19 protein-coding genes are annotated in these 23,369 nt (G+C 60.4%); 4 read left to right on the forward strand and 15 right to left on the reverse strand.

The window, feature by feature from the left end; all coding sequences use genetic code 11:
* Window positions 1-3: 3 nt before the first annotated feature.
* From folE to dacB, 6 genes are all read right to left on the reverse strand, one after another.
* Complete coding sequence (gene folE, locus BN1241_RS05020) at window positions 4-567, reverse strand: GTP cyclohydrolase I FolE (RefSeq protein WP_054952608.1); 564 nt, start codon at window positions 565-567, stop codon at window positions 4-6.
* Window positions 564-2,471, reverse strand: a complete 1,908-nt coding sequence (ftsH, locus tag BN1241_RS05025; RefSeq protein ID WP_147599444.1) for an ATP-dependent zinc metalloprotease FtsH — start codon at window positions 2,469-2,471, stop codon at window positions 564-566. Before ftsH ends, folE begins: the two co-directional genes overlap by 4 nt.
* A gap of 373 nt (window positions 2,472-2,844) precedes the next feature.
* The gene (gene hpt, locus BN1241_RS05030; protein ID WP_054952610.1) at window positions 2,845-3,399 is read right to left on the reverse strand and encodes a hypoxanthine phosphoribosyltransferase; all 555 of its coding nucleotides are present in this window, start codon (window positions 3,397-3,399) and stop codon (window positions 2,845-2,847) included.
* Between the two features lie 36 nt (window positions 3,400-3,435).
* Window positions 3,436-4,488 (reverse strand): tRNA lysidine(34) synthetase TilS, encoded by a 1,053-nt coding sequence (tilS, locus tag BN1241_RS05035; RefSeq protein ID WP_077138285.1) that lies wholly within the window; start codon window positions 4,486-4,488, stop codon window positions 3,436-3,438.
* The gene (locus BN1241_RS05040) at window positions 4,464-5,393 is read right to left on the reverse strand and encodes a zinc-dependent metalloprotease (protein WP_054952612.1); all 930 of its coding nucleotides are present in this window, start codon (window positions 5,391-5,393) and stop codon (window positions 4,464-4,466) included. The genes tilS and BN1241_RS05040 overlap by 25 nt, the downstream gene beginning before the upstream one ends.
* Window positions 5,383-6,762: a D-alanyl-D-alanine carboxypeptidase/D-alanyl-D-alanine endopeptidase gene (gene dacB / locus BN1241_RS05045; protein ID WP_054952613.1), complete on the reverse strand. Its 1,380-nt coding sequence runs from the start codon at window positions 6,760-6,762 to the stop codon at window positions 5,383-5,385. The genes BN1241_RS05040 and dacB overlap by 11 nt, the downstream gene beginning before the upstream one ends.
* A gap of 66 nt (window positions 6,763-6,828) precedes the next feature.
* Here dacB and BN1241_RS05050 point away from each other — a divergent pair, with 66 nt between their 5' ends.
* A complete protein-coding gene (locus tag BN1241_RS05050; protein WP_054953809.1) occupies window positions 6,829-7,329 on the forward strand; it encodes an inorganic diphosphatase in 501 nt (166 codons plus the stop codon).
* Between the two features lie 143 nt (window positions 7,330-7,472).
* On the opposite strand, the gene BN1241_RS05055 is transcribed toward BN1241_RS05050, so the two are convergent.
* From BN1241_RS05055 to BN1241_RS12765, 3 genes are all read right to left on the reverse strand, one after another.
* Complete coding sequence (locus BN1241_RS05055) at window positions 7,473-7,991, reverse strand: DUF1648 domain-containing protein (RefSeq protein WP_187117598.1); 519 nt, start codon at window positions 7,989-7,991, stop codon at window positions 7,473-7,475.
* A 1,225-nt stretch (window positions 7,992-9,216) separates the two neighbouring features.
* Window positions 9,217-9,537, reverse strand: coding sequence for a C40 family peptidase (locus tag BN1241_RS05065; RefSeq protein WP_054952616.1), 321 nt, complete (start codon window positions 9,535-9,537; stop codon window positions 9,217-9,219).
* A 7-nt stretch (window positions 9,538-9,544) separates the two neighbouring features.
* Window positions 9,545-10,663: a coiled-coil domain-containing protein gene (locus tag BN1241_RS12765; protein ID WP_154665174.1), complete on the reverse strand. Its 1,119-nt coding sequence runs from the start codon at window positions 10,661-10,663 to the stop codon at window positions 9,545-9,547.
* A gap of 464 nt (window positions 10,664-11,127) precedes the next feature.
* On the opposite strand from BN1241_RS12765, the gene BN1241_RS05075 reads away from it, so the two are divergent.
* The 3 genes from BN1241_RS05075 (at window position 11,128) to BN1241_RS05085 (ending at window position 14,818) form a co-directional block, all read left to right on the forward strand.
* Complete coding sequence (locus tag BN1241_RS05075) at window positions 11,128-12,411, forward strand: O-acetylhomoserine aminocarboxypropyltransferase/cysteine synthase family protein (protein WP_054952618.1); 1,284 nt, start codon at window positions 11,128-11,130, stop codon at window positions 12,409-12,411.
* A gap of 2 nt (window positions 12,412-12,413) precedes the next feature.
* Window positions 12,414-13,646, forward strand: a complete 1,233-nt coding sequence (gene metX / locus BN1241_RS05080; protein WP_054952619.1) for a homoserine O-acetyltransferase MetX — start codon at window positions 12,414-12,416, stop codon at window positions 13,644-13,646.
* Between the two features lie 140 nt (window positions 13,647-13,786).
* Window positions 13,787-14,818: an alpha/beta hydrolase gene (locus BN1241_RS05085; RefSeq protein ID WP_054952620.1), complete on the forward strand. Its 1,032-nt coding sequence runs from the start codon at window positions 13,787-13,789 to the stop codon at window positions 14,816-14,818.
* Window positions 14,819-14,865: 47 nt separating this feature from the next.
* On the opposite strand, the gene BN1241_RS05090 is transcribed toward BN1241_RS05085, so the two are convergent.
* From BN1241_RS05090 to BN1241_RS05115, 6 genes are all read right to left on the reverse strand, one after another.
* Window positions 14,866-15,345: a hypothetical protein gene (locus tag BN1241_RS05090; RefSeq protein ID WP_147599282.1), complete on the reverse strand. Its 480-nt coding sequence runs from the start codon at window positions 15,343-15,345 to the stop codon at window positions 14,866-14,868.
* A gap of 125 nt (window positions 15,346-15,470) precedes the next feature.
* Window positions 15,471-16,838 carry a DUF4357 domain-containing protein gene (locus BN1241_RS05095; protein WP_054952622.1) on the reverse strand — a complete coding sequence of 456 codons (1,368 nt, stop codon included), beginning with the start codon at window positions 16,836-16,838 and terminating at the stop codon, window positions 15,471-15,473.
* A 130-nt stretch (window positions 16,839-16,968) separates the two neighbouring features.
* Window positions 16,969-19,827 (reverse strand): FAD-binding and (Fe-S)-binding domain-containing protein, encoded by a 2,859-nt coding sequence (locus BN1241_RS05100; protein ID WP_054952623.1) that lies wholly within the window; start codon window positions 19,825-19,827, stop codon window positions 16,969-16,971.
* 378 nt (window positions 19,828-20,205) lie between these two features.
* Window positions 20,206-22,212, reverse strand: coding sequence for a ferrous iron transport protein B (feoB, locus tag BN1241_RS05105; protein ID WP_054952624.1), 2,007 nt, complete (start codon window positions 22,210-22,212; stop codon window positions 20,206-20,208).
* Entirely contained in the window at window positions 22,209-22,451 is a 243-nt protein-coding gene (locus BN1241_RS05110) for a FeoA family protein (protein ID WP_077138287.1), read from the reverse strand. The genes feoB and BN1241_RS05110 overlap by 4 nt, the downstream gene beginning before the upstream one ends.
* Before the next feature lie 350 nt (window positions 22,452-22,801).
* Window positions 22,802-23,257 carry a ribose-5-phosphate isomerase gene (locus BN1241_RS05115; protein ID WP_054952626.1) on the reverse strand — a complete coding sequence of 152 codons (456 nt, stop codon included), beginning with the start codon at window positions 23,255-23,257 and terminating at the stop codon, window positions 22,802-22,804.
* Between the last annotated feature and the right edge of the window lie 112 nt (window positions 23,258-23,369).

Consider the following 23,369-nt stretch of genomic DNA (forward strand, 5'->3'; position numbering starts at 1 on the left):
GGGTCAGCTCATGATGAGGCTCATGGCCTCAGAACGCGTGGCAGCGTTCCGCATCACGCCGCGCACAGCAGAAGTAACGGTGCGGGAGGCGGGTTTGCGGGCCCCGCGCATGCTCATGCACATGTGTTCTGCCTCGACGACAACAATGGCACCCCTTGCTCCCAGCGGGTCCATGAGTGCGTCCGCCACTTCCGATGTCAGTCGTTCCTGGATCTGGGGCCTGCGTGCGTAGCCGTCAACGAGGCGAGCCAGTTTCGACAGTCCTGTCACGGTTCCGTCATTGCCCGGAATGTAGCCGACGTGGGCGGTTCCGTAGAAGGGCAGAAGGTGGTGTTCACAGACCGAATAAACGGAGATGTCCTTGACAAGGATCATCTCTTCGTAGTGCAGATCGAACGAGGCGGATAGCACCTCGGTCGGGTCCTCGTGGAGCCCAGAGAACATTTCCTTGTAGGCACGTGCCATGCGGGCTGGAGTATCCCTAAGCCCATCCCGGTCCGGGTCCTCACCAATAGCGACCAGGAGATCGCGAATGGCTTTCTCCACGCCTTCCGAATCGAAGCTCATGACTGCTCTCCAGGGAAATCAATGGGCGGAATATGAGTGACCGGCCGCTCGTCCGAACTCAGCCACAGGGATCGTTCGGGAGCCTTCTTAACCGGTTCGAAGATTTCGGCAAGCTCCTTTTCGAGAAGAGTTTCCTTCTCGAGAAGACGGCCCGCAAGCTCGTCAAGAATGTGACGGTTCTCGATCATGAGCTGCCAGCACTCGTCATGAGCAGCATCGATGAGGGCGCGCACTTCCTGGTCAACAATGTGAGCCATGCGGTCCGAGTATTCGGCACCGCGGCCCCCGCCGCCCCCGGTCATGGGATCGGAATCATCCGCGGTCAGACGCACCGCCCCCACCCGCGAGGACATCCCGTATTCGGTCACCATCTTCCGGGCTATGCTCGTGGCCTTCTGGATATCGTTCGAGGCTCCCGTTGTCGGGTCGTGAAACACGAGCTCTTCCGCAACGCGACCGCCCAGCGCGTAGACAAGCTGATCAAGGAGCTCATTCCGGGACGTGGAGTAGCGGTCCTCGGTGGGCATGACCATCGTGTAACCGAGTGCGCGACCACGCGGCAGGATCGTCACCTTCGTGACCGGGTCCGTGTGGTGGAGCGCCGCGGCAGCAAGAGCATGCCCACCCTCGTGGTAGGCGGTCATCCGCTTCTCGTTCGGGTTCATAACCCGGGTGCGGCGTTGCGGGCCGGCAATCACGCGGTCGATAGCCTCGTCGAGATCGTCGAGCGTGATGTCCTTCTGCCCCTGACGGGCTGCCAGGAGCGCCGCCTCGTTCATAAGGTTTGCGAGATCCGCACCGGTGAATCCAGGCGTGCGGCGTGCAAGGGACTCGAGCTCGACACCCGCCTGGATCGGCTTGCCTTCGGCGTGAACTTCGAGAATCTTGGTTCGTCCGGGAAGGTCGGGAGCATCAACGGCAATCTGCCTGTCGAAGCGACCGGGACGAAGGAGCGCCTGGTCGAGAACGTCGGGACGGTTCGTTGCGGCAATCAGAATGACGTTCGTGGTGGCATCAAAGCCATCCATTTCAACCAGCAGCTGGTTGAGGGTCTGTTCGCGCTCGTCATTGCCGCCACCAATACCGACTCCGCGGGAGCGTCCAACGGCATCGATTTCGTCAACGAAGATGATGGCGGGCGAGGACTGCTTCGCCTTGGAGAAGAGGTCGCGGACACGGGAAGCACCCACACCCACAAACATTTCTACGAACTCGGAACCCGAGATCGAAAAGAACGGAACCTGAGCTTCCCCGGCAACCGCCTTCGCGAGGAGAGTCTTACCGGTACCGGGAGGGCCGTACAGGAGCACACCTTTCGGGATCTTGGCTCCCATGCCCTGGAACTTCTCGGGATTCTCAAGGAATTCCTTGACCTCGCCGAGCTCTTCCACTGCCTCATCAGCACCGGCAACATCCGCGAAGGTCACGTCCGGCATTTCCTTATCAATGTCGGCCTTGCCGGCACGAACCTTGCCGAAACCTCCCATGCCGCCCTGCTGGATCTTGGGGAGGATGAAGAAAAAGATTCCGATGATGAGGAGGAAGGGGATGAGCATCGCCAGCACCGTTGTCCAGAACGATTCCTGTGGCACGTAACTGTCGTAACCGAACTCGGGATCGGCTCCCTCGACAGCGGCGATGACGTCATCGGCTTGCGCGTAGATGTACTGGAAGACGATCTTGTCTCCCACATCCTGCTTCTTACCCTCTTCATCCATGGCCTGGACCTCGGATTTGAGGTCAACGCGAACGGTTTGCGCACCTTCGGTGACCACGACCCGTTCGACATCGTGTTCCTGGATGATGGACAGGCCCTCCGATGTGGAGACGGGCTTGTACTCACCCTGACTGAAGAACATGAAGTACGTGGCTAGAGCAACGAGCGGAACAACAATCCAGGGCATCCAGCTACGCTTGTCCGGCTGATTCTTTCCCTGATTGTTCTTACCGGACTGGTTTTTGCCCTGCCGGTTCTTCCCCTGGTTTTTTCCGGGTCGGGTCTTTTTAGAGCCCTGCGGACCCTGCTTGGTACCGCCGCTACGTGGACCCTGGTCGTGACCGCGATGCGGGAGACGGGGTTGATCGGGAAGGGCGGAGCCGGGCTGGTTGGGGCCGGGGCCCTGGCCGGGCTTACCGGTACCGGGCTTGTTTGGTTCGGGTAGCTTTGCGCCATCTTCTCCCGGGTAATGTTCGGGGCCGCCCTGGGATCCGGGACGGACCTGGGGTGTCTCGCCCAGCCACGGCTTGTCATTGCCGGGCTGTCGTCGACGGTTGCCGTTATCCGCCATAAACATGCGGGGCTAGGGTGCCAACGAACGGTAGGTGACGATACTTCTCGTCATAGTCGAGGCCATATCCGACAACGAATTCGTTCGGGATATCAAAACCAACGTAGGACACCTCAATGTCGACTGTCGCGGCTTCCGGCTTGCGCAGCAGGGTCGCGATCTTGACCGAGGCGGGTCCGCGCGATTCCAGGTTGGACTTCAGCCAGGACAGGGTGAGCCCGGAATCGATGATGTCCTCCACGATGAGAACGTGGCGCCCCTGGAGGTCAGTTTCGAGGTCTTTGAGGATCCGGACCACACCGGATGATTTCGTTCCCGAACCGTAGGACGAGACCGCCATCCAGTCCATCGTGACCGGAGAGTGCAGTTTCCGTACCAGGTCGGCCATGACCATGACTGCGCCTTTCAGAACGCCAAGCACAAGGATTTCCTTGCCCTCGTAGTCCCGGTCAATGTCGGAAGCCATCTCAGCCAGTCGGCTATCGATCTGCTCCTCGGTGATAAGGATCTTGGAAAGATCCGTTCCCATATCCGTCGAATCCACGGCAGTCCCTTCTTGCGTTACCACTAGCTCAACATGCTACTCCACGGCACGTTTCAAACCGTGCCGCGTTCTCACAGCGCGAAGGCCGGGAACATCAATTCCCTTGCCAGTCTCGCCATGCAGAAGATTCTCCACACTGTCCACGTGCCAGGACGTCAGCTCACCAGCACGTGCCCCACCCGCAATCAGCCACAGCCTGATCACGCGGGTTCTAATGGCGGGATGCTGCGCCCGCAACCACTCAACATCAAGCTCATAGGAATCGCCTGCACTGCCGTCGACATCCCCTGTACGGCCAGCACCGGTTGCACTGGCACTGGCCAGTGCCTCCCGCGCCACACCGTCAAGATAGTCGAGATCGGTTTGAAGGAGGTGGGCGGTGCGAGCAAGTGGGCCACGAACATCCTGCCCAACAGCTTCCGACAGTGCTGGGATTGCTCGCTCGCGGACCGCTGCGCGACGGAGCGGAGCCCCACCCGCTGTTCGCCACGGGCCATCCACACTATTGCTGGGATCATCCCACCACTGTTCGCCCCACTCCGAGCAGGCCCTGCGCAGCGTGTGACGGTCGAGGCCAAGGAAGGGGCGGACGAAATGCACGTCGTCCGCACCGGGTAGGGTTCCCGTGGGTTTCATACCGGCGATTGAGCGTGGCCCACTCCCCCGGCCAAGACCAAGAAGAACGGTCTCGGCCTGATCATCACGCGTGTGGCCCAGCAGGACAAGAGCTGGCCCGCCCAGTTCCCGAGCACGGCTAGCGATCGCGCCGTATCGTGCGGTCCTCGCATTCCCCTCGGGTCCTTCCAGTCCTTCCACATTCACCTGGACCGCCACCGTTGGCAGGTAATCCGAAAGCCGAGTGACGAGTTCTTGTGCACGTTGGTCTGAACCATCCAGGATTCCGTGATCGACGGTAATCGCTTCGGCATTAATGGCAGAGCGTCGGGTTTCGGCCGCAACCGCGAGGGCTAGAGCTAAGGAGTCCGATCCGCCGGAGCAAGCAACGAGCACGCGCTCCCCCGGTGAACAATCGGTGAGGACTGCGCGAACTGCCTGGCGTGCCGCTAGGACAGCACGCGCTGGCGCCACGACAGCGGGTCCTTAAGTTCAGCGGCCGTGGGGAGGTTAAGGGGATTCTCCCAAATGGTGTTGAATCCGTCGTGGCCGACCGCGGACACGACGTGGGAAACGAACCGTTCACCGTCCTCGTACTGGTTAACCTTGAGGTCGAAACCGAAGATTTTCTTCACGAATTGAGAGACTGCGGAACCGGATTGACGGCGGGCTTTGATGGCGGCGGTGATGCGCTTACGGGAGGGGATCCGCGCGATCTGCACCGTGTTCATCACGTACTCGGCATGTCCTTCCAGGACGGACATGATCGCCATGAGGTCCTCCAGCTCATGCATCATGAACGCCTCATCGCCATCGAGGGTGCTGATGACCTTGGACACGAGGACGTCCTTCAGCCACGGGGCTGCCGTGAACTGGAATGCGTGAGTGAACTCGTGGACGGAAACAAACAGGTGAACGTCGCGACTATCGAGGTTCCAGTCGCACGCGAAGTCCCACACGTTGGGGGCGACGAGGAGGAGCCTGCCCTCGATCGGCAGGCCCTGCCCTGGCAGAGCAGTGAGCGCAAAGGGATCGTACTGTCCGAGGATGCGGGGGGCCATGACCGCGAGGGCAAGTCCCAGCTCTTCGGAGACGAGGCGGGACTGCACGGGTCCTTCCACAATGGTGTCGAGGAAGGGTGCGACCGAAAGTGCGGTTGCCTGTGCCCATCCCGGTCTTGCGAGGACGGCAACGGGCTTTGATTCGACTGCTTCCAGATGCTCGTGCATCTGCGTCTGCTCCGCAACTATTGCGGGGGCGAGTCTCGCGCACCTGCGCAGGCCCGTGGCCACAGCCTGGGCTTTGGCCGGGGTGATGGTGGGGCCGGATCCGGAGAGTTGGCGGACTCTCCGATAGGCAATGGCGGGATCAATCTGCACTGTATTCAGCCCCCGTCGCAAGAGCGTTAATGGCGTCGTCAATGGCTGGACGCACGATTTGTGTGGTGCCGGGTTCGAGCTCGTCAATGAGGATTGAGAAAGTCAGAGTTTCCCCTTCCAGGGTGGTGAAGTATCCGGAGAGCGAGTTGGCTCTGATCAGGGTCCCGGTCTTGGCTCGGACGAGCCCTTCGGAGGGTAACCCATCGTACCTGCCTGCCAACGTCCCGTTGTATCCGGCGATCGGGAGGGCGTGGGGCATGCTGGAGAGGTCGCAGTCGGTACATGAGCCGGCCTTTGCCAGCACTTCGGTTAGCAGATTCGCGGTGACTCGGTTATCGATCGACAGACCCGCCGCATCCGAGATCGTCACCCCTGTCATGTCGAATCCCTGTTCGGCAAGGGATTCTTGGACTCCTTGGGCCGATCCTCCAAAGCTCGCATCCAGGCCCCGGTGAGCAGCAACGAGGTGGCCAAGTGCTTCAGCGAGGGAGTTGTCGGACATGGTGAGTGTGTAGTCCACAAGTTCCCGCACGGGTGCGGAGTGCACGACCCCGGCAGTGTTAGCCTCGGTGATCGTGGGTGCCGGTCCGGTGTTGACGGTCGAGACCTCTATCCCGCGGTCGCGCAGGTGATCGGCGAAGATCTCGGCAGCGTGCAAGTCGGGATTCGCAACGTGCTGTCCTTCGATCATGCCGCCGTTCACCGCCATGGGCCTCATCGGCATGATAAAAACCTGGTCCGAACCCTGAACGTTCTCGTGATAGTCGGGGCCAACAAACAGGCTCGAGTCGGCAACGAGCTCGATCGACGTTAATCCCGCGGCCTCGAGTGTGGATACACTTTGATCGGCGAGGTCGGCGAGCCCGGCCCTGCCCGTGATTGAGGCCGGGTTTCCTGCTCCCTCGGAGAGGTAAATATCTCCCCCGCCAACGAAATAGAGCTTGTCTCCGTCCAGGACGGTCGTTGTTTCCAAAGTCGTGTCGGGACCGAGTTCGTTCAGTGCCGCGGCACTGGTGAGTACCTTGATGCTCGAGGCCGGCATCCGCCCCCGCTCCGCGGAGAGGTCATAGAGAACGTTTCCTTGCAGGTCACGCACCACAAACGAGGTGCTGCCCGTGTTCCTTGAGTCTTCTGAGAGGGCAGCCGCGACCTGTTCGATGCGTTCTGGGGAAAGTTTCTCTCCGTCCTCACTTTGCGGAACGACTGCGTCATTAACATCAAAATCGGTCACTTCAGGGTAGGCTCGGGGTTCTAACGGCTTGTCCGCTGCCGTCAGGATTCCGGGCGCCACGTCAACTGCATCCGCAATGACGTATCCACCCAGTAGAATCAGGACAGCAACAATACCTGCCTGCGATCGTGCCTTCACATTATTAGTTTGTCACGTTCGATCACTGTTCACCACAAGGACCCTGTAGCCGAAGGAGGCGCCATGCTGGAGTTCGATGTCACCATCGAGATCCCCAAAGGCAACCGGAACAAGTACGAGGTCGACCACAAAACTGGTCGCATTCGCCTCGACCGTATGCTGTTCACCGCAACCCGTTACCCGGATGATTACGGTTTCATCGACAACACGCTCGGCGAGGATGGTGACCCGCTGGATGCACTGGTGCTCCTCGAGGAACCCACCTTCCCCGGTTGTGTCATCCGTTGCCGTGCGCTCGGCATGTTCCGCATGAAGGACGAAGCGGGCGGTGACGACAAGGTCCTGTGCGTACCCGCCGCAGACCAGCGTGCCTCCTGGCGCGTGGACATCGATGACGTGTCCGAATTCCACCGTCTCGAGATCCAGCACTTCTTCGAGGTCTACAAGGACCTCGAACCCGGCAAGTCTGTCGAAGGGGCTCACTGGGTGGATCGCGCGGCAGCCGAGGAAGAGATCCGTGCTTCCTACCAACGCGCCATCGACCAGGGCTACTACGACGAGCACTAAGCTTCGCCACCGGTATTGAACCGGCTCTGTAGGGCACGCCCGTGTTCAAACTTGATTTTGGGCACGGGCTTTTCCCGTTTTACGAGCGACCGCTTCCCTTACCGCCCGGCTCCCGCTATCCGGAGCCGTGACGGAAGAGCTTTCTAGAGGAAAGGGCCTTCTTTCCCTTCCACCCCCGGGTCTTTCGACATGACCCTCCATATCACCAAGCTGTAGCCAATTGCGACAGCAAGAATGCCGCCAATCGCCACCAGGATGAGAAGATTCCCCGTGAGCTTTCCCGACATGGACAGGACAAGATCCCAGGAGATCACTCCTATGCAAGGGCTAATCAGGGATAGCATTCTGCGCATATGATCCACAACCTTGACGTTCCCCTCGGGCGAAAGCACCTTGCCGTTCTTCGTCGTATTCGTATTGAACATGGAAACGACAACGATGACGAGGATGGTGGGGAGCGTAATGATCGGGCCGATCCAGATACTCGACTTCGCCCCCCAGGCGTCCGCCTTCCCCGAAAAGTCAAAATGCGTGGGGATCGTATCGGGCAGGCTTCCGTAAATCAGTCCAGTATAGATTGTCGCCGCTAAGCACAGGGCGAGACCGATGCCAAAGAATGCCTTGTCAAGAGCTCGGAACGGAACTTTTCCTTGTCGACTCACGTTTTTATTATCGCCCATTCATTTTTCACCCTTTCGTCCTCCACACCTTCGACCTTAGCCATGTCAATTTTCCAGAGGAAGTCTAGTAAACGCTAGGCTCTCAGTGCTCCCTATGCAGATGGGATAACCGCGCGGGAAGTTCGTCTCGGCCGCTCACCTGAAACTGGCGCAGGGCTAGCCGCTTCGCGTGTTTCCCTAACGACATGCGCCTTTGCGACAATAGCAATTCCACTCTTCAGCGCTTTAGGGGTCTCCTAAAGGAACGGCCCTCACGGATCCTTCTTCGAAACTATCCCAGGCCCACCGTCTTTGTCTGCCCCCATTTGTACTACTTTCATCCGTTTCCTGCTCCGGCTCTTGACGATGCACTACGGGTTTCCGGGTTCAAACTCGGTTCTTGTATCTGCACCACGGCTTAAGTGAACCGGTCAAAGGCAACAGCGCTGCTGATCATCATGGCGATGCCTACGGTATGGCTTGGAATCCATCCGAGGCGGTCGAGGGTTCCCATGAATAAATAACCGTGGGCAGGAAGATCAGGACGTGGCGGGAAGGGTCCTGGCCACCACCCCTTTACCCCGTGGTGTGGCCAACCCAAGCCGCATTAGCACGGAAAACTAGATACCCACCATTGGCAGGCCGTTGCCAGAGCGAGGACGAAAAAACAGAATAAGTAACGTAACATTGCGGCTCATGACGGACAGGAATTCGTCGCTGATGCTGATGTGGTTACCCGGGCGCTTAACCCCGGTTCGTAGTACGTCGAATGTTCGATACGCATAGCCGATCCTGAAAATCAGGGCGGAGGTATTCGATAGCGATGCCTTGCCCCTCGGCAGCCAATCCAACCTTTCCCTGCGCATACGCCCCTCCCCACCCGGGACGATTGAGGCGCATCAAGCGTATAGTCCGCGAACAGGTACCGCCCTCGAGGGAGGAGATGGAGCTCCCCTCCCGCATGAACCCTACATACTAATGAAACAGCTCTTGAGGGGCACGAAGAAGATATTGGCACACGCGGCGAGTTCCCTCTCCGCGGTGGCACTATGGGAAGGCACTTGATGTTGGTAAGTACTGGAGCGAGGTGGGGTGAAGCGGATTGCCCTATTCAAGAGAGGTAAGGCGAATGGGTGGCGACAGGTACTCGTTCCAGTCACCACCCATTAACTTTTTATACTTAGCTGGCTCACGGTCTGCGCGCACTGAGCGTCAGCAGGCTGTTTCCTTAGTCACCCACGACGTTGCGGTACATGGGGCTTCCCCAGACCGCACGTTCCTGGGTTCCCATCGAGGGGTTCCAGGCTGCAATGTGGGAGCCGTTGCCCGTGTAGATGCCGACGTGGCCTGGCCACCACATCATGTCGCCGGGGCGAGCCTGGGAGGCGGGAACGTAGGTGCCGTTGAACTGCGCGCCGTACGAGGACCTGGCGACGGTGATGCCGTGGTGTGCGTACACGTAGTGAGCGAATCCGATGCAGTCCCAACCTGCGGGGGTGATGCCACCCCAGACGTAGGGGGCGCCAACGAACTGGCGTGCGTACGACACGATCGAGTTACGAACGTTGCTCGTCGGCTGTGTCGGAGTCGGGGTGGGTTCCGGCTTCGGCGTGGGGGTCGGAGTCGGCGTCGGGGTAGGTGTGGGGGTCGGGGGTTGGCGTCGGGCTCGGCTCCTGCGTAGGTGCAGGTGCCGGCGCGGGCGTCGTCGGGGCCGGAGTCGTGGGAGCCGGAGTGGTTGGTGCCGGCGTCGTGGGAGCGGGGGTGCTCGGGACCGGAGTCGAGGGTTCGGAGGTTTCCGGTGCGGGAGCGGTCTGCTCCGGGGAAGCTACTTCCTCAACCGGTTGCGGCTGGCTGGCCTGCGACTGGGTTGCCGCCGCTGCCTGCTTGGCATCGGCCTGCTGCTGGGCTTGGTCGAGAAGGCGCTGGCGGTTCTCCTCATCGGCCTTCTGACGCTCCTCTTCGAGGGCATCGATGCGGGCCTGCTCCTCTTCACGCTCCACACCCTTCTGTTCTGCCAGGAGGGTGACGAGCTGGTCGCGCCGAGCTTCTGCTTCAGCGAGCTGCTCCGAGGCGGCCTGCAATGCCTGGGAGACTTCGCGTGCCGCGTCGTCTACTGCGGTTGCGGCTTCGACCTGGAGGTCGGCTGCTTCCCGTGCCTGCTCTTCCATGACTTCCGCCAGGTTGAGCTTGGACTCGAACTCTTGGAGCTTTGCTTCAGCTGACTGGCCGAGACGGTTGTATGCGTCCTGGCGGGCGTTGACCTCGGACAGTGAGGAAGCATTGAGGTAGGAGCCAAAGGGAACCGCGGTGGCGCCATCACGGTACATGGCGGCACCGACGTTACCGAGCTCCTCGCGAGCGATCTCGACTTCTTCCTGAGCCCTGTTCGATGCGTCCTGCGCATCCATGGCTTCGGTGATCGACTCGGACAGGTCTGCCTGGGCGATGATCTGGTTGCTCTCGGCTTCCGCTGCCGCCTCGGCGAGCGTCGAGGACTGCGCGGAGAGATTGGCGAGTTCCGCCTCGAGTTCCGCGAGTGACATTTCCGTATATGCCGAGGGTGGGATGTCGTCTTCACCATCGTCCGCGAGTCCGGCACTACCGGCCATCACCATACTTCCCGCGATAGCCAGAGCAAATGTTGCCTGGAAACCGCGCCTGCCTACTTTGCCCACTTTCGCCTTCCCTGTCCTTCGGCGTGTCGTCTTGACCGAGCCGAATCTGAAACTTTTAACCGATATAGACGGTATACCAATCGAGACTCAATTGAAACATTTTCTCCATCCTCCACAGCATTCACATCCTTCACATTTGTCACATGGATAGACTTTCCTGCGAAAACTCGGGGAAATCTGAAATTTAACCAGATTGTTTTCTGTCGTTAGAAATTCGAGATGTGACGAACATCACTATTTGGTTCTGGTTCCTTTCGTCCATCTCGTGAGACTTTCGGGGACTTGAGTTGGCGCGGTTGGCGTCAGCGTTTAGTGTCGGGAGCATGTTCCGAATGTGTAACTAGAGCGCGCATCTCTTTGCGCGCACCGATGCGCGCCCGCTCATCGGCCAGCCCCATTTATTGTTCAACAACAGAGGCTGGAGTTGTGACACAACTTTGGCCCTCCATGTCCCGGAGAAAATCATGACCCAAGAAAACTGGAACTTTGACACTCTGCAGATCCACGCTGGACAGACTCCCGATTCGGAGACTGGCGCACGTGCTCTGCCGATCTACCAGACCACCTCGTTTGTGTTCGACGATGCTGCTCAGGCAGCTGGTCGCTTCGCCCTGTCCGAACCCGGCAACATTTACACCCGAATCACCAATCCCACCCAGGGCGCGATTGAAAATCGCATTGCGGCACTCGAAGGCGGAGCCGCCGGCCTGCTCCTTGCGTCCGGTCAGGCAGCAACCACTCTCGCGATCCTCAATATCGCTCAGGCTGGCGACAACATTGTGGCAAGCCCCTGGATTTACGGCGGCACCGCCACCCTCCTCACCCACACGCTCCCCCGCTACGGCGTGGATGTGACGTTCGTTGAGGATCCGACCGACCCGGAGTCGTGGCGTGCGGCCGCGAATGAGAGCACGAAGGCTTTCTTTGGTGAGTCGATCCCGAACCCTCGCGGCTCGGTCCTCAACATCGAGGCGATCGCCGATGTTGCTCACTCCGAGGGTGTCCCCCTCATCATCGACAACACGGTCGCAACGCCCTACGTGTTGCGTCCCTTCGAGTTCGGCGCAGACATTGTGGTTCACTCGGCCACGAAGTTCCTCGGCGGTCACGGCACCTCGCTCGGTGGCGTCATCATTGAGAAGGGCGACTTTGACTGGAAGTCCGGCAAGTTCCCCACCCTGTCCGAACCGGATGCCTCCTACCACGGCATCACCTGGGGCGATCTCGGTCCGGGTGCTTTCGTCACCCGAATCCGCACCACGCTCCTGCGTGACGTCGGCCCCGCCATCTCCCCCTTCAACGCCTTCCTCATTGGTCTTGGTATTGAGACCCTGTCGCTCCGCATGGAGAAGCACCTGGCAAACACGAAGGTCGTTGCCGAGTTCCTCGAGAACCACGACCTCGTCGAGTCCGTTACCTGGGCTTCCCTACCCTCCTCCCCGTTCTTCGAGCAGGCTCAGAAGTACACCCCGAAGGGTGCCGGTTCCGTGATCGCCTTCAACATCAAGGGCGGGCGTGAGGCCGGCGTCAAGTTCGTTGATGGTCTCGAACTGCACTCGAACGTCGCCAACATTGGCGATGTTCGTTCGCTCGTCATCCACCCCGCATCGACCACACACTCGCAGCTCACCGAAGACGAGCTGGAGGCGGCTGGTGCACCCGCCGGCCTGGTCCGCTTGTCCGTTGGTCTTGAGGACATCGAGGACATCCTCGCCGATCTCAGGCAGTCCTTCGAGAAGCTCGCCTAGTTATGGATCGTTCTCCCTCTTTCCTTGTTGGTCACCCGCCCGAGCGGATCACTGATGCTGCCCCGATTCCGGATGCGGATACTGGTTATCGCCCACACTCCCGTTTCCGCGACCTGCCCGCCAGTGGGGCATGGCGGGAGGGGGACGACCCGGGCGACCGCAAGTTCGTCAATATTGGCACCCAGGTCCTCGAGTCGGGGGAGTCTCTCGACGTCACAGTGGCCTATGAGACGTGGGGGGAGCTGAATGGGGACGGCACCAATGCCGTCCTGCTCTGCCACGCTCTAACCGGTGACTCTCACGTCCGCAACGACGATGGTACGGAAGGCTGGTGGCCGGGCATTGTCGGCCCCGGCAAGGCAATCGACACGGACCGCTACTTCGTCGTCGCATCCAACGTGCTCGGTGGCTGTCAGGGCACGACCGGCCCCGCCTCCCGCCATCCCGACGGTCAGCCCTGGGCGCGCCGCTTCCCCCGAATCACGGTCCGTGACCAGGTGGCAACCGAGAAGGCCCTCATGGACCACCTCGGCATCTCCTCCTGGCATCTCGTAGCCGGAGCATCGGCCGGCGGTCACCGGGTGATGGAGTGGCCCGCGACCTACCCCGAACACGTCGAGCAGATCGCTGTTCTGGTCTCGGCTCCCGAAACAACGGCTGAGCAGATCGCTTACGCACACCAGCAGATCCTTGCGATCGAGCTGGATCCTGCCTGGCGGGGCGGTGACTACTACGATGCTGACCCCGGGTACGGCCCGCACGCGGGACTCGGACTTGCTCGCGCCATTGCCCACACTACTTACCGGTGCGCTCCCGAACTGGATTCCCGGTTCGATCGCACCCCCCAGGAGGGCGAGGATCCGATGACGGGGGGACGTTTCGCCGTCCAGTCCTATCTCGACTATCACGGCTACAAGCTGGCAGCCCGGTTCGACGCGAACTCGTACCTGACACTCACCGAGGCGTTCATGACCCATTCAATCGGCCGTGGCCGCGGCGGTGTTGACAAGGTCTTGGCTGACATGACCGCACGGGCCCTCGTTGTTGCTGTTGATTCGGATCGGCTCTTCCACCCCGATGGGCAGGATCATCTCGCCTCCTCCCTGAAGAACTGCGATGGTGTCATCACCATTCATTCAGACCACGGTCACGACGGGTTCCTCGTGGAAGACGACCAGGTGGGAACAATCCTGGCAGAGTTCCTCGCCTCAGCCGCGACCAGGCCACGAGAGTAAGTCTCAATCGTGGCTAGCCCCGATGTCAGCTTGCCAGCAACACCAACACGTCGGGGACCACTCCAATCCAATCCAAGAGTAAACAGATGTCCCGCCCGTTCTTGACGGGCGGGATTTCGTTTCCCGCCTAGAATGATTTCATGTGGTCACACGATGTTCTCGGTCCCGGTTTTGAATGCGTGACCCTCCCGTTGCTGGATGATGATGAAGGGGAGGTGGTGACCACGCTCGTGCGGCACGTACCAGCAGATGATGCTCTCGCTTTTTCCTACACCCCCACGTCACCGTCGTTTGCATTTCTTGCCGTGCACGGCTGGAATGACTATTTTTACCAGTCCGAGCTCGCACGGGTGATTTCGAGTGCGGGTGGGGCCTTTTACGCCATTGATCTGCGCAAGTACGGCCGCTCCCAACGCTCGCACCAGTCCCCCGGATTCGTCACCAACCTGTCGGAATACGATGAGGATATTCACGCGGCTCTCGACGTGATCTATCAGATCCACGGCTGGGAGATCCCCCTCGTTTTCTATGGCCACTCGACAGGCGGGCTCACCATGGCACTGTGGGCGGACCGGCATCCGGGTGCCCTATCGGGACTCGTTTTGAATGCGCCGTGGCTGGAGTTCCAGGGAGCGACCATTGTTCGTCAACTCGGCACCCCGATCATCGATTCCCTCGCACGGATCTCACCCGAGGTGATCCTGCCTATCCCTGACAACGGTTTCTACAATCGGCTTTTGACTGCATGGCGGGATGAGTCCGAGCCGGCTCCTGCTGAGGATGATGATCCGTTTACGCACGGGGGCTGGCAGTTCAACAGGGAGTGGCGCAGATATCCGTCCACCCCAATCCGTGCGGGCTGGCTGCAGGCGATCTTGCACGGGCACCGCCAAGTCGCTCAGGGACTTGATATTTCCTGCCCCACGATCGTGCTCACCTCGAACAGGTCCCTGTTCTCGGATAAGTGGTCGCCCGGCATGAGAGAAGCCGACACGGTTCTGGATGTTGAGCAGATCTGGCGCCGTGTGCCGTCTCTGGGGCGGGTGACGACACTGATCCGCCTCGAGGGCGCAATCCACGACGTCACGCTCTCACGTCGCAGTATCCGCTCCCAAGCTTTCGGGGAGATCAGACGCTGGCTTAAAACCTACGTCAGGCCGCCGAGAGAATAAGCCTGACTGTGACAGTTGACGGTTGAGATAGCAATAACTACGCCTACTCAGGCTTTCTGCACTCCAACGGCCAGAAGAGCGTCGGTCACAATCTTCCCAATCTTCTTCTGATTGCCAGCATCACCCTTCGTCGAAGACTTCATGCCACCTCCGTAGCTACCGTCCACGGACGTTTGCTGGCCGGCCCACGAGATCTGGCTGAGCTCGATTGTTGAGGCTCCGGGATCTTCTGCAGCGCGTTGCTGAGCTTCTGCGACTTCGCGGATCTGTTCGGGAGAATGGGGCTGGGAAGACGCTGTCCCGAGGGCCGCAAACAGGTACTTTGCTCTTTGCGTCCTGATTTCAATGGTGCCGACCAACCTCCCGTACTTAACTGTTGCTGCCTGGGCCGGAGTATCGAGGAGTACGCCTCGATCTCCCTCAACCCTGATGTGTCCGGGCAGGATAGTCAGAACCACCGGATCTGACTGCGTGGTCATGACCTTCTCGAAGTAGTACAGGCCGATTTTCATTGGAACGGGTTCCATGAGCATTCTCCATACGATAGGTTGTCCACGCCCGGTCACCGGGGGAAGTGCCAGACTAGTAGTGTGTTCTAGATGTTTGCATGGGAAACGGTGGGGACAAATCCACCGCGGGGAAATGGTGGAAGCTAGCTGCGCAGGTCGCCGAGGCGAGTGCCGTCAGCGGTCTTCCAGTTCTTCCAGCCGTCCATCTCACGCTCCGCTACAGCAGAAGCCGCCTGGTCGGGATCGCTAAACGAATCGCCATTCTCGAGCACGATCTCACCCTGATCGGTAAGCGTTGCGGTGGCGTTGACGCGCCTGCGGAGGGACTTGAACGTGAGGGTCAACGAACCGTGCCGTTCAGCAACCTTCTGCAGTTCCGTGACGCGCTCCGGCCATTCGACGCTCTCGGGATTGAACTCTGACGTCTCGTCAGAAACACCGAACCAGCTAGCTGTCTCATCGGCTGAGGCGACGCCCGTTCCGTCAGGTGTGAACCCAACCTGCTGGAAGTGCTCCTCCGCCTCCTGCTCAGCATCGTCCTCAGCGTATGCATCTGCGGATTCCTCGGACTGCTCACGCGAGGACTCAGACTCATCGGTGTCGCCGTGAGGGGTGGCATGTGGAATTCCGAAGAAGCTACCGGGCAGATCTGAGGGATCGGCGATTGTGTCAGCGCTCGCAAACTGGTCCGACCCATCACCGGCCTCGAAACCCGCGTCCTGCTGGGCTTCCCCACCTGCTTCGTGGGCGCTACCACCATGCGTTTCCTCGGCACCCTGCTGGTCGTTCTCGGTCTGGGATGAGTCGCCCTGGGCACGGTCCGTGTGGGCCTCGGAATTCACCTGGTCGAGGTGCTCCTCAACGCCCCCGTCCGGTTCGCCGTAATGGTACGTGTCCTCGTCGGGGCTGTGTGCGGTGATGGCGGAGGCAGCATCGGAACGCGCACTCGACGCGGTGATCGCTCCCGCGAGGCTCCCGATTTCAGATTCGGGTGCGATCTCGGCCGTGCGGGCGGCCTGTCCGATGGCAAGGAATGAGGCTTCGTGGGCACGGACTTCTTCGAGGGAAACGAGGATCCCGGTGCGGGATTCGTGCAGTTCGATCCTGTGCACCTCGATGTTGGCGCCAACGAGAGCATCAAGTGCGTTCTTGACATCGTCACCGATCTCCACGGCCATGACAATCAGCCGCGGGTAGGAGACGAGCCCGCTGGGGCAGGCGTCAAGGAATTCCTGCCAGTCCTTCCGGAAGGCGGCAACTCCGCGCGGGTAGAGCCCCGAGAGCTTTCCTCGGGAGATTTCTTCGTGGCGTGCGGCGCGAGCAAGGGAGGCCATGAGGATGCTGGCGTTCAGTTCCTGAACAACATCAACGGTCACGGTCTTCCCGGAGGGGTCAAGTGTCACGAGGGACGTGTGGCGTTCACCAGTGTTTCCTCGGCTCGTTTCGGTGAGCCAGGCGACGGGAAAGAGTGGTTGATAGATCAGCTCAACAACCTGGTCGCGTACTGCCATGAGCGCTTCGCGAACAATGTCTTCACTATGATTCAGATTGGGCCGAGCAGGACTCAACCTGCCGCTATCCAATGAGAAAACTGGCATCATTCACCCTCTCCAGACATAACCCGTACCTAGTAAGCCTACCTCAGCTTCCTGGGAGATCACCGGTCAGAAGAGTTGCAATATGGACACCTTTTCGGCCCGCCAAACCATCGGCCTGCGTACGGCACGAGAAACCATCAGCGAGGAAAACAGCATCCGGATTGTCACGCAACGCGGGAAGGAGCGAAGCCTCCGCAACCTTGTGCGACACATCCCGGTGTCCCTTTTCCATACCGAAGTTGCCCGCCATGCCGCAGCATCCGGACAGCTCAACAACCTCGGCACCCGTACGCGACAGCAGCTCGGAATCCGTCTTCCATCCCATCACCGAATAGTGGTGGCAGTGGGGCTGGGCAACGATCGTGGTGCCGGTCAGGTCTGGCAGGTCCAGCTCCTCCGGCCCGAGCGGGGCGGGAGCAAGCAGCAGTTCGGCGAGCGTGTAAGTGTTCTCGGCGACGATCCGCGAGCGCGGATCGTCGGCTAGCAGCTCCGGCAGGTCATCCCTCAGCACCGCCGTGCAGGAAGGTTCGACACCGACGATGGGGATGCCGTTGTTGGCAAACGGCGCGAGCTCGGACAGAAGCTCGGTGAGCTGTGCTCGCGCTCCGTCCAGCTGTCCCGTCGTGATCCAGGTGAGGCCGCAGCAGACCGGCTTCTTGGGGACCAGCACCGTGTATCCTGCCGCTTTGAGCACGTCGACCATGTGCTGTGCACCGGCCGTGTCGAGCGTTTCGGAGAAGGAGTCGGCCCACAACATGACGTACTTCGTGTCCGTGGAGGCTGCGGTGTTGGTGATGCCGCGCTTCTTCGCCCAGCGGGAGAACCGCTGGGTTGCCATGGTGGGCATGGGGCGTTCCTCATCCAGTCCCGCCACCTTGAACACCGTGTTCTTGAGGGGAGTGATGGTCATGGCGGCGTTTGCGATGCGGGCGATGACTGGTGAAAGAGTGGCGAGCTTCGTCCACCTGGGTAGCTGCCCAAGCAGGTAGTGGAGCTTGGGTCGGATCTTGCCCTTGTGGGCGCGGTACAGAACTTCAGACTTGTACTTGGCGACATCGACTCCGGAGGGGCAGTCGGCGGAGCAGGCCTTGCACGAGAGGCAGAGGTCGAGGGACTCCATGACCTCGTGCGAGCCCCAGTCGGCGATGAGTTGGCCGTTGGCCACTTCCTGGAGGACTCGGGTACGGGCCCGAGTCACGTCCTTTTCGTCCTTTGTTGCCTGATAGGAGGGGCACATGAAGCCAGCCGTGCCACTGTTGTCGGCTCGGCAGGCACCCACGCCGGTGCACCGGTGCAGTGCGGTCGTGAAGTCTCCACCGTCTTCCGAGTAGGCGAAGCCGCCACCCTTCTTACCCCCACCGGTCAGGGGGCGCGCGTAGGGCCTACGCAGGTTCGCATCGATCGGGTCCGGGTCGACGAGAATGCCGGGGTTGAGGATCTTGGCGGGGTCAAACAGGTTCTTCACCTGGCCAAAGAGACTCATCATTTCGGGGGTGTACATGCGAGAAAGTAGCTCGGAGCGGGCCCTGCCATCCCCGTGCTCACCGGAGAGGGAGCCACCGTATTTTGCGACCAGGTCGGCAGTGTCTTCAAGGAAGGCTCGAGCCTTCGGAACACCCGTGGGATCCGAGAGCGGCATGTCCAGCCTGACGTGCACGCAACCGTCACCGAAGTGTCCGTAGAGCACACCATCGACGTCGTGTTCCGCCATGACATCAGTCATGTCCCGAAGGTATTCACCCAGGTGCTCGGGCGGGACCGCGGAGTCTTCCCACCCCGGCCATGCTTCCATCCCTCTCGGGGAGCGCCCCGCCAGGCCCGCCCCGTCGGCACGGATCTTCCACAGGGCTTTCGCTTCGGCCTGGGATGCTGCGACTTTGTTGTGGTTCGATCCCGAGGCAGCAATCACTTCTGCGACGCGGTCGTGGGTGATGCCCGCGGGCTCACCTTCGTGGGCGCCGACTTCCACCATGAGCCAGCCACCACCCGCGGGAAGCTCCGGCACCCCTCCCCTGGCTCGCTCGACGACCTCAACGAGCCTGCGATCGAGCCCTTCAATAGCAAACGGTTTGAGTGCGAGCAGCGCGGGAACAGCATCGGCCGCACGGATCATATCCTCGTATCCGAGGACGACGAGAGCGGTTTCGGTGGGAAGTGGCACCAGGTCGACTTCCGCTTCGAGGACCGTGGCGAGGGTACCTTCGGACCCGACGAGGAACTTCGCAAGGTCTCTGCCTTTTTCGGGCAGGAGGTGCTCGAGTGAGTATCCGGAGACTTGGCGGGTGAAGCGGCCCGAGTGGGTGCGGATCGGAGCGAGATTTGTGTCCACCAGCTCCTTCAATCCAGCCACTTCCGTGCCCTTCCTTGCCACGTACTGGCGTCCCAACCCGTCAATGACTGTCAGGGAGGATACATTTTCGCTGGTCTTGCCCCAGGCAACAGCGTGCGGGCCGCACGCATTGTTGCCGATCATGCCGCCCAAAGTGGCGCGGTTCGACGTGGAGGGGTCGGGACCAAAGCGGAGACCGTGCGCAGCTGCCTGCGCCTGCAGGGTAGTGAGCACCGTGCCGGGCTGAACTTTCGCGGTGCGGGCCTCGGGATCGATCGAGATCACGTTGTTCATGTGGCGTGACAGGTCGACGACTATACCGCTGCCGATGGAGTTGCCAGCGGTTGATGTGCCACCGCCCCTGACCGTGAACGCCATGCCTTCTTCGCGAGCAAAGTTCTGTGCCGCCACAACATCATCCGCGTGCTTGGGGAATGCAACAATGCTTGGAACAACCCGGTAGTTCGATGCATCCGTTGAGTACTCTGCTCTTCGCCGGGTGCCGCCCTCAACTTCGCCAGCAAGGAGGCTTGCAAGCCGGTTCGTCAGTGTTGGTGTGGGCGCTACAGTCATGCTCCTAAGTTTGTCACACGGAAGCTCGGAGGGCGCCAGCCCTACAGTCTTCGGACACTCACGAGAGGGCAGCCCCGACATCCCACCGGGACTTCCTCCACCGGGGCTATCACGGGGCACGTGGGCGCACAGTTATCTCCCTGGCCTAGGCGTTGACGGTGATCGATAGCGAGCCTCACGAGCTCCGGATCGGTGCCCGTTTCCCGAGCGATCGACGCAACTGAACCACCTCGCCCCAGCCCCGCGAGGACTGCCGACTTTCCCCTCTCGTCAACAGGAGGCCTCGACACTGCTGGTCTGCTCTTGCGCCGCCACATCATCGCGCCGCCCCGGATCTCTCCGAAACGGAGAAATGGATCATGACTGGAACAGGATTCATCAGAACAGCTTCCCAACTTGGAACACGGCAACGGCCAGTACCCAGGCAAGGACCAGCTGGATGACAAATGCGCTTCCCGTCATCTTCCATCCCAGGATGCGTTTCTGTTCGGCAAGGGTGGCCACGCACGGCGTGTAGGCAAGAACAAAGACGAGGAACGCCAGTGCTGCGGCGGAGCCGTGGCCACCCGATGACTCATCAAAGCTGTCCCGGAGTCGCGAACCGAGCGAGGAGTCTTCAGCATCCTCGTACGAATTCTCTTCCGGCTCGTCCACCTGGTAGGACTGGGCGAGCGAGGCCACGACCGTCTCCTTTGCCACGAATCCGGTCAGCAGGGAGGCAGTTGCGTGCCAATCGTCAAAACCGGCCGGGGCGAAGATCGGGGTAAGGGACATGGCGGTGGCAGCATACAGCGAATCCTCGACCGGAACGTCACCAAGGCTGTGGTCGCCCTTGACGGGGATCGCCATGAGACCCCACATGAAGGTGAGCATGACAACGATGGTGACGCCAGCTCCCTTCAAGAATGCCAGTGCCCTCCTCCCCGCGTCCTCCATCACCGTCCAGACCCGCGGGGTCTGGTAATTCGGCAGGACAAGGAAAAGGGGTTCGTGTTTCGTGTCGTCCCTGAAAACAAGCTTCAGCATAAGCCCGCCCGCAATGACCAGCAGGACCGACCCGACATACATGGCGAACACGACCGTACCCGCATGGTTCGGGAAGAAAGCGGCGGCAATCAGGATGTAGACCGTGAGCCGTGCCGCACACGAGGTGAGGGGAACGAGCAGTGCCGTGATGGTGCGGTGTTTGCTGTTCGGCAGTGTCTTGGTTGCCGCAAGCGCGGGCAAATTACAACCGAATCCAACAATGAGAGGCAGGACCGCCCGCCCATCGAGCCCGATCATTCTCATGAGTCGGTCCGCAAGTAGGGCTGCGCGAGCCAGGTATCCCGAGTCCTCCAAGAGCGATAGCGCGAGAAACATGATGAACATGAGGGGGACGAACGAGAAAACAACGCCGATTCCCGCGAGCACCCCATCGATGAGGAGCGACTCAACCCAGGTTCCCGACATCCCAATCCGTCCCGTGATTCCCAGGGCAAAGGATGAGACTGGGCCCGCGACGAAGCCCTCGGTCCAGTCCATGATCGGAGTTGCTACCAGGGTGGTGAGTTCAAACAGTCCCCACAGCACTGCAAGAAGGATGGCAATACCCGCGTAGGGGTTGAGGAGAATGCGATCGATCCTGTCGGACCGGGTGGTTTCGACATGGTGTTCACTGCGACCAAGCCGCGCTGATACGAGCTCGACCCACGCAAACACGTCATCAGCCTCGGCCAACATCCCCGCAAGCGTGTCGCTATCCAGTTCGGGGCGGGACGCCTGGCAGCAGTCACCGCTCTCAACGCAGGTGCATGCTCGATCCTCTGGACCAATGATGTGCGGCCGCACTGCCAGGCCGGTCTTGACTGCCTCCGCAAGATGGTCAAGGCCGCGTCCGTGACGAGGATCCACTTCAACAACGGGAACACCGATGATTGCTGAGAGGGCCTCAGCATCAATCACCTGACCTTGGGACTTGGCGACATCGACCATGGTGAGGGCAACGATGGCTGGGAGCCTCACTTTAGAGAGCTGCCCAAGCAGGTAGAGGGAGCGGGAGACCGCCCCCGCATCCAGCACCGCCACCACCAGATCGGGCTCCCGTTCCCCATCCAGTTCACCCGTCAGGAGATCGGTCACGACCTGCTCGTCGGCCGACCTGGCAAGAAGTGAATATGTTCCGGGAGTATCCAGAACGGTTACGTTATGTCCCGCTGCCGACCAGCCACCGCTCGACAGGTCCACGGTCGTGCCGGGTGCGTTACGAATCGTCTGCTTCGCCCCTGTCAATCGATTAAAAAGGGTTGATTTACCGACATTGGGGTTGCCCACGAGAAGCGCTCTGGGACTGGTGACGAGTGCGACATTGCGCCGGTCGTTCGGATCGCAGTGGGAGCAGCTCATTGCCCACTCCTCGGCATCGGAACCCCGGTCACGGGTTCGACAACAATATTGTTAGCTGTCACGCGGTCAAGAGCTAGCCGACTTCCGGATACGTCGAGAACGGTTCCTCCGAACAGGGTGCGCTGGGTGATGCGAACGATCGCACCTGGGCGGAGCCCAAGTTCCCGGGCTCGAAGCATGGCCGTACCTGCGGATACGATTCGTGCACTGTCACCTAGCGGCCATGAACTTAACCTCATGACTCCAATTTAGGATTCCCTTACCAAGTATTTCGGGGACTTTAGTCTGAATTGTCCCGTGAGATTGAGCCCCAGCCCAGCAGAGCCACAGTACTTCAAGACGTTTCTTGCCCAAGACCTGCCTCGATACCTTGAAACCACATAGTCCTGAAACCAGACTGGACCGAAACCAGGAGGCCCAAAACCAGGCAGTACGGAAACTAGGCACTACAGGAACCAGACTTGTGAGGACATGGAGAAGGGGCTGGAAACAACGTGACGCCGCTTCCAGCCCCCTGTCGGTTATTGACCGAAAATCTCTACTTCGTGTCTTCTGAACGGTTCAGTGCGCAGAAGACAGCGAGGATCTCTTAGTCCTCTTCGTAGGAGCAGATGGCGTCGACCTTCTGTGCGGAAGGCGAGGAGCTATCGAACTCGTAGTTGAGGAATTCCTTGGCGAGGCGGCGTGCGAGCTGGAGGCCGATGACGCGCTCACCGAGGCAGAGAACCTGTGCGTTGTTGGAGAGGACGAGCCGCTCAACGGAGAACGAGTCGTGTGCGGTCGAAGCGCGGATACCCTTGACCTTGTTCGCAGCAATTGCCACGCCCATGCCCGTGCCGCAGATAAAGATGCCACGGTCAGCCTTGCCCTCGGCGATGAGGCGAGCACCGTCCACTGCAACATGAGGGTAGTCGATGTCTTCGCCCTGCTTGACGCCTACGTCGATAACCTCGTCAACGCGGGGGTCTGCCTCGAGATCAGCCTTGATGACATCCTTATAATTCACACCGGCAATGTCACCGGCTACTACTACGCGAAAACCCATGATGTTTCCTTTCAGATCGTCCGCGGCGAAGCAATCGGCCTGTCGAGCTGCGCTCAAATCTCAGACCAACACCTTCTTGTCTATTCACGTCCCGCAACGAAAATCATTGCGG

Origin of the sequence: Flaviflexus massiliensis (assembly GCF_001375495.1) — a bacterium.
Lineage (GTDB): Bacteria > Actinomycetota > Actinomycetes > Actinomycetales > Actinomycetaceae > Flaviflexus > Flaviflexus massiliensis.